Genomic DNA, 6663 nt, shown 5'->3' with positions numbered 1-6663 from the left:
CATTAATATCCATATACCTCAGACCTTCAGCAATATCCATTCTTATGTCTCTTTCATCAAATAACTTACGCAGAAAAATGGATTACGAGGGATCTATATTTCCACGAATGATGGAAAGAACCTACCCAGGGTTAACTCCCCTATCTACGCCTTCCGATAGATATTCAGACCGATCTTGATCTCCTCATCGCCGGGAATCGAGATGTTTCCCTCACTGGACGCAATAATCCTTGATTTTCCGGATTTTGAGATCCCAAAGTCCTGGGTAAGGTCAACCTCGATGATCAGTTTTGTCCCGCTCTTCTTCATCTCCATATTTTTCATAGGAGAACCTGTTGATGCACGAGACATTGAAGGTATCGGGTCGGTTGTTGAACAACCAGAGTGGCAAGCCCCATGAGAGGATGGTTCAAATTAAGTTGTTAACATAACAAAAATATTAATTACATATGTATCATATTACTGATGGTTGCAGTTGCTGCAACCGAGTGTATGCACCACACCTAGCAGGCAGATCTGATCGAAATAGTGTAACCTCAGTTGCGATCAGAGAAGACCCATATCGGTATAATGGAGATGGGGCGATATCGCCCCATACCCGACTAAAAAAAGCCTATTTTATCAGAAAGACACGCAGACTGGTTATAAGAGTATGCTCTATCCCGGTCACCGGGGATGCTATCTTTTTGTATCCGGAGATCCTAAGAGATGATACGTACAGGGAAGTGTTTCTGAATATGGGAATCAATGAGATCCGCGAGGAGATCGCGATGGTGGACGCAGAGATTGTGGATCTGATCAGAAAGAGGCAGTCACTTGCAGGGAAGATGGCTCAGGAGAAGGTGAAGGCGGGCAGACCCCCGGTTGATCCGAAACAGCGGGAGCAGGTGATTGCACGTGCGGTGGAGAGGGCAGCTGAGGCGGGCATCGATCCGACTGCAATTCGTGAGATCTTCACAAACCTTGTCGTGATGAGCGAGCAGAAGCAGAAAGGATGCATGGGGGATGGGAACCTCCCCTGAGATCGGTTCATCAGTCAATCCGGACAGTATAGAGGAGGAGGCCAAGATCTGAGGCGATCAACTTCCAGACACCGTCATATGGCTTCATCTGGTGCGAGAGAGGCTGGAGATGAGATCTGATCCAAAAACACCGTACAATATCACGAAGCAGCCTCCTTGAGAAGTACTCATCTGCTGCCGGAGGGAGCAGAATATGAATCTCATCTCTGGATACAACCATCATCGATCGCATCTCAAAGACGCAGGCGCACTCCAGATCGGCAAGGGAGAAGGAACTGCTCCCCGGATGGTTATGGAGAAATATGGTGTTTGTCAGGGAGAAGAGATCCCGCTGACCAAATTGTATTCGTGTCCTCTCGCCGATAAGTTTTTTTAAGAGATTCCCCTGCTGATCGAAGACAAAAGCGTGTTCAAGGACCTCATCACGTATCTCTCTTGCATACCCGATGAGAACCTCAGCATTGAGCGGATCACCTCTGCAGAATGGATGAGGAAGAGAGAGTACTGTCGGTGAAGATGGAGTATGGTCCGGATATGCTGATCCCCGGTGCATCTGCGGAAACGAGATCGCGTTCTCCTGTGACTCTGAGATGGCGATCATCCCACAATCACAGTTGTATGGAATAGTGTGCGGTATGGTGCATCACCATATATACATTTTATTTGTTATAACTAATATTTATTTGCATAAAAAGGGTAAGGACAGCTGAAGACCATCAATTTTTATTGCATCAGGTGAATTACTTCACAATGAATTCATATCAGGGTATTATCATCGCCGCCGTCTGTCTCGTTATCGGAGGAGTAATCGGTGTTGCCATCACCCCTGCACAGGAGATTAAGGGGACGTCAGTGGTGCTTCTCGAACTTCAGTCTGAGATCTCATGTACACTCTCCGATCTTGATGACAACCTCGCCCGTGCGGCGTACGATCTAGGAGGAACCGGGCTGAACACGACAGCAGCCCGCACCATACTGCTTGAATTAAACAAGAAGAGTTCCGCTATCATCGACAGCACCACCGTAAGCCCGGAAGGGGTGATCATTGCGGCTGAGCCTGTTGCATACCATACTGTCGAGGGGACAGATGTCTCAGATCAACCATCGAACAGGCATATTCTCGCAACCAAACGCCCGGTCATGAGTGGGCTCCTTCAGGTTGCAGAAGGGATGGATGCAGTACTTGTCAGTGCCCCCGTCTTTCTACGAGGAGGAACCTCCGGTCAACCGGACGGGCAATTCATCGGTGTAACAACCGTCGTCATCAGGCCGGAGACACTTATCGGGCAGGTTGCCACCCCGATCGTCGAGGGAACAGGATATTCAATCACCGTTGTTGATCTGGACGGCCGTGTCCTCTACGATACCGATCCCGATCAGATAGGCCTCCCACTGGACGATCCGGTCTATACCAGATACCCGCAGCTGATCACTTTTGTCACCCGTGTCACAAAAGAGCGGCAGGGTCAGGGCACCTACACCTTCCGGGACCAGACAAAAGAGGCTACCTGGACGACGGTGTCACTCCACGGTACCGAGTGGCGGGTGGCTGTAACGCAGACAATTTAATAGGTACCAATGAATCTTTGATTCCTGAAAACGGTTATCTGGCAGGAGCAGAAGAAGAGTGAGGAGAGTTCCCTCATCACACCCTCCTCCTCCAGACGATGAGGGCGAAGATCAGGAGGGCTACGACCGGGATAGAGATGGCACCTGGAGACCGGGCAATATGACCAGTCTCCTGACCGGATGTTGGGAAGAGTTCCGGATGCATCGCCTCTGCCACCTCTTCAAGTGCATCAACGATCCGTGGGCTTGCACGGCTGATGATGTCGGCATCAACAAGGATAACGTGGTCATTCAAAACCGCTTTCAGGTTCCTAAGCCTCGGTTCGGTCAGGACATACTCATAGATGATATCATACCCGGTGCTTCCCATACCGGTTCCCGAACTGACAAAGATATAATCCGGGTCGGCGGTTATGAAATCTTCAAACCCGACGACACCCCACTCCTCCTTGTATTCAAAAGAGTTCGTGCCACCGGCCATCCTGATCACCTCACTCTGGAATGTCCCTCCACCTGAGATCCAGAGGGGGTCATACCAGACGAGATGAGCTGCCGACGGACGATCCGTCAGAGTATCGGTCTTCTCTGTAACAGCTGCGATCCGCTTTCGGAGGTCAGCGTTCATGACCGCTGCCGCCTCTTCGGTCCCGGTGATCTCACCGATGAGCGCGATATTCTCAAGAACACCATCGAGTGTTGTGGGATTGAGAGCAACAACGACGAGACCAAGAGACCGCATCCGGTTGATCATATCCCCGGTATTGCCATATGCTGCCAGAACGAGATCGGGTTGTGCAGCAACGACCTTTTCAAGATTAATTGTGCTGTAACCACCAACCCGTGGCTTGGTGAGAGCTTCGGATGGGTAATCACAATAATCCGTCACCCCGATGACCCGGTCCGAGAGGCCGAGAGCAAAGAGGATCTCGGTATTTGAAGGAGCAAGGGAGACGACACGTTCCGGATATCCGTTTATCGTCACTTCTGTTCCAAAATCATCTCTGACCGTCACCACCCGATCACCTTCCAAAGCGGTATATGAGAACGTTGGAAGGGTCTGTTCCGGTCTGATTGTTGATCTCTGTGAAGAGGAAGATGAGATGACCGGGGCCATGATCGGATAGGGTGCTCCGATGAGTGCCGGGACTGCACTTGCCGTCATCCTGCATGGATTATCGGTCACATGGGCGGTATGGCGAAACGATCCATCAATGTTCTGGAGGCCGATCAGATGATCGATGACGCTTCCCTGCTTCTTTATGAGGGTCGAGGGATCCACACCAGCGGCGACAAGACCCTGAATCACCCAGGCATCAGAAGCCGAATTCGTTGCACTGGTCCCACCATAATGAAAACCGCCATCATCCTGCTGCATCGAACGGAGATAGGCAACAGCCTTTGTGATGGTTGCATCAGTCTTTGGGACACCAGCAGCAATCAGCGCCTGAAGTGCAGCTCCGGTATCATCCGGATCACTCTCTGCTCCAATCGTCCAGGGAAAACCCCCGTCTTCATTCTGCTGTTTTGAGAGCCACCTGACCGATGCAGAGGTATCTTCCCCAACTGAGGCAAGGGCAATTATTGTCCAGATGGTCGTATAGACATGATCTCCTGCCTGACCGTTTGGTTTTACCCGGTTCTTGAGATCACCGACATAATCGATCCCATCAAAGTTTCCCGGATCAATTGATACTGCATGCAATGTCAGGATCGTCCGTGCACTATCTGTGGTACCCCCTTTTTCTATCATCTCTTTATTCATCATTCTGAGGTAATCAACGGTGTTATTGCCGTTTTTTACCCAGTCCCGCGGGTCTTCACCAGCCGCATAGATCGTAAGAATTGCCCATGAGGTTGTTCCGGGGCTACTTTCACGGCCGACTTCGCCAAATCCCCCATCATCCTTCTGAGAGGATCGAAGATACTCAAGTGCCGTAGTAACCACCTGATCACCGGTGCTGATCGGATATGCTGCGGTACTGCTGGTGCTGAGAAGTATGACAAGCAACAGCAGGATACTCATTTTCTTCATTTATCCGCCTTCCTGCGTGTATATTCCAGAATGACACCTGATCCGAGGATCAGAAGAGAGAAGGTGACTACCATCCATCCCTGAATAGGAGAGAATATTCCCTCTGAAGGTTGCAGGGCCGGATCGATAATCGCTGATTGTTCGAGCACATCTGTCGTGCTCCCTTTCCCCGGCGCTGGGATCTCTTCTACTGACAGGAGTGCAAACGTGGAGAGCCCGGATGGCGATTCGGCTCTGAATGTCATCATGCCATCTTCAGAATGTTCCAGGAGATCAGGCATGAGGAACTCGCATAGACCATCATCCCCGAGATGAGCAATCCGGATGGCATCTACTCCGCCGTGCTCCCGGACCCATGAATCAGGTAGAGAGAGATATACCGATGCTTTTTTAATATCACGGCCATTCTGAAGGTTTTCAGGTTCAACGACCATGATGTACGGCACTCCGGTAATCAGGACTCCTGCATCATCTGCAAGAGACCGGAGAAGACGGACATACTCCTGATCAATGCTGTGATCGAATCTGATCGTCAGCTTACAATCATCCGGAATGGACAGCAGACTTAGATTTAATCTGGCTGAGATATCTCCGATATCGGGCAGTGTGGAATGAATCGAATGTAAGCTGGCATCTATCCCCCTGACTCTTCCTCTGAGAATGCCGTTCTCCTCTTCAATTCCATCCACCGACAGAGTAAGGACCAGGTCATTCATCCTGAGGATGATCGTATCCGAAGTGAAGATAACAGTAGTATTGCTGTTCTCAACGGCTCTGATATCCACAGTGATCCAAAGCTCCCCCTCATCCGGGGTGATCATCACCCCTTGCGGAGGGGAGAGCGATATCGATTGAATCAGAGAGAGAGGTTGTTGAGAAGGTTGTACGCCCTGTACTTCCTCCTGAAGAGAGAGCGTCTGTGAACCCCCGGAAGGAGAAGTTGATCCTCTCACCGAGATCCGAAGTGGAATAACATCTGATGACGTGGCAGGCGTCGATGCCATACTCTCACTCCAATAGAAGACCACTTCATCACCATCATTCACGGCCTGCACATTGGAACCAACAGCAGGGGTAACTCCATTGACCTGGTACATCCATCCTTCGGCACCTGCATTCTGCCTGCCATGTATTGAGTTGATGAAGAGCGACCCGTACTCCGGATAGTACGAATCATCTAGAGTAAATACGGATCCCGAGGCATGGAGAGCTCCAAGGGCGGTCATTTGATTCACATCATAGGTTTTCCCACTATTCTGAGCGTAAATGGTGATAGTACCTGGTTGAAGGAGAACAATTTGCCAGGAGAGGCCGCCTTCGCCACCTCCACCACCGGGAGTTACCGGATCTCTTACGGTTGTATGGATGATCACCCGGGGCCGTGCCGAATCCAGGGGATCATCACCATACCAGAACGAGACGACATCACCATCAGAGAGTGTGTACTCTGCAGGTCCAATCTGTTGAATCTCTCCATTTACCTCATACACCCATGAACCACAGAATCCTCCGATAGATGATATGCCAATCTCATCATCGATCTCATGAGCGATATAGTTGAATGCACCAGGGATTGTTGCTGCTGCATCAAGTGCACCAAGGGGTGTCGTACTGCTGATCGTCCGTGTTTCATTCTCTGAGATGGGGATCTGGGTGGTTGAACCACGGAGCAGAGAGACTGTCCCGTCCCATATGACTGGTGAGGGGGACGTTTCCCCGAATGCATAGAGGATACCTTCATCAGTTCCGATAAAGAGGATACCATCAGCGACCGAGGGTGATGACATGATATAATTCGTCGTCTGGTACTGCCAGAGTTCGTCACCTGATGTCGTGACCGCATAGATGGTACCCTCTCCGGTATTTGAGGCAAAGTAGACGGTTTCACCTGCGACTGCGGGTGATGTATCCACCTTCCCATTAACCTCCAATGACCAGATGGAATCACCTGTTGATGCATCCAGACAATGGAGGGATCTATCGGCATTTGTCCCGAGGTAGAGACGGCCATCCTCAAGTGACGGTGTACTCCAGGAGCCG

At 50.5% G+C, this 6663-nt stretch carries 6 protein-coding genes; 2 read left to right on the top strand and 4 right to left on the bottom strand.

Annotated features, from left to right (window positions below):
* Positions 1 to 144 precede the first annotated feature (144 nt).
* Positions 145 to 324 (bottom strand): hypothetical protein, encoded by a 180-nt coding sequence (locus tag Q7V06_RS08380; protein WP_304840511.1) that lies wholly within the window; start codon positions 322 to 324, stop codon positions 145 to 147.
* A gap of 413 nt (positions 325 to 737) precedes the next feature.
* Here Q7V06_RS08380 and Q7V06_RS08375 point away from each other — a divergent pair, with 413 nt between their 5' ends.
* Positions 738 to 1022: a chorismate mutase gene (locus Q7V06_RS08375; RefSeq protein ID WP_304840509.1), complete on the top strand. Its 285-nt coding sequence runs from the start codon at positions 738 to 740 to the stop codon at positions 1020 to 1022.
* Between the two features lie 10 nt (positions 1023 to 1032).
* On the opposite strand, the gene Q7V06_RS08370 is transcribed toward Q7V06_RS08375, so the two are convergent.
* Positions 1033 to 1623, bottom strand: coding sequence for a hypothetical protein (locus tag Q7V06_RS08370; protein WP_304840507.1), 591 nt, complete (start codon positions 1621 to 1623; stop codon positions 1033 to 1035).
* A gap of 149 nt (positions 1624 to 1772) precedes the next feature.
* Here Q7V06_RS08370 and Q7V06_RS08365 point away from each other — a divergent pair, with 149 nt between their 5' ends.
* On the top strand, positions 1773 to 2591 hold the full coding sequence (locus Q7V06_RS08365) for a cache domain-containing protein (protein WP_304840505.1): 819 nt from the start codon (positions 1773 to 1775) through the stop codon (positions 2589 to 2591).
* Positions 2592 to 2667: 76 nt separating this feature from the next.
* On the opposite strand, the gene Q7V06_RS08360 is transcribed toward Q7V06_RS08365, so the two are convergent.
* Together Q7V06_RS08360 and Q7V06_RS08355 are read right to left on the bottom strand one after the other, a co-directional pair.
* A complete protein-coding gene (locus Q7V06_RS08360; RefSeq protein WP_304840503.1) occupies positions 2668 to 4623 on the bottom strand; it encodes a helical backbone metal receptor in 1956 nt (651 codons plus the stop codon).
* Positions 4620 to 6663: PQQ-binding-like beta-propeller repeat protein (locus Q7V06_RS08355; RefSeq protein WP_304840501.1), on the bottom strand; the 2044-nt coding region annotated here is incomplete at its 5' end. The genes Q7V06_RS08355 and Q7V06_RS08360, both read right to left, overlap by 4 nt.

Source organism: Methanocalculus sp. (assembly GCF_030651615.1).
GTDB lineage: Archaea > Halobacteriota > Methanomicrobia > Methanomicrobiales > Methanocorpusculaceae > Methanocalculus.
Note: the sequence above shows the minus strand (reverse complement) of the source record. Positions and strands in the feature narration are given on the sequence as shown.

Coding starts and splice junctions, on each gene's coding strand:
- Q7V06_RS08380 (WP_304840511.1), bottom strand. CDS start 324: ATGAAAAATATGGAGATGAAGAAGAGCGGGACAAAACTGATCATCGAG.
- Q7V06_RS08375 (WP_304840509.1), top strand. CDS start 738: ATGGGAATCAATGAGATCCGCGAGGAGATCGCGATGGTGGACGCAGAG.
- Q7V06_RS08370 (WP_304840507.1), bottom strand. CDS start 1,623: ATGATCGCCATCTCAGAGTCACAGGAGAACGCGATCTCGTTTCCGCAG.
- Q7V06_RS08365 (WP_304840505.1), top strand. CDS start 1,773: ATGAATTCATATCAGGGTATTATCATCGCCGCCGTCTGTCTCGTTATC.
- Q7V06_RS08360 (WP_304840503.1), bottom strand. CDS start 4,623: ATGAAGAAAATGAGTATCCTGCTGTTGCTTGTCATACTTCTCAGCACC.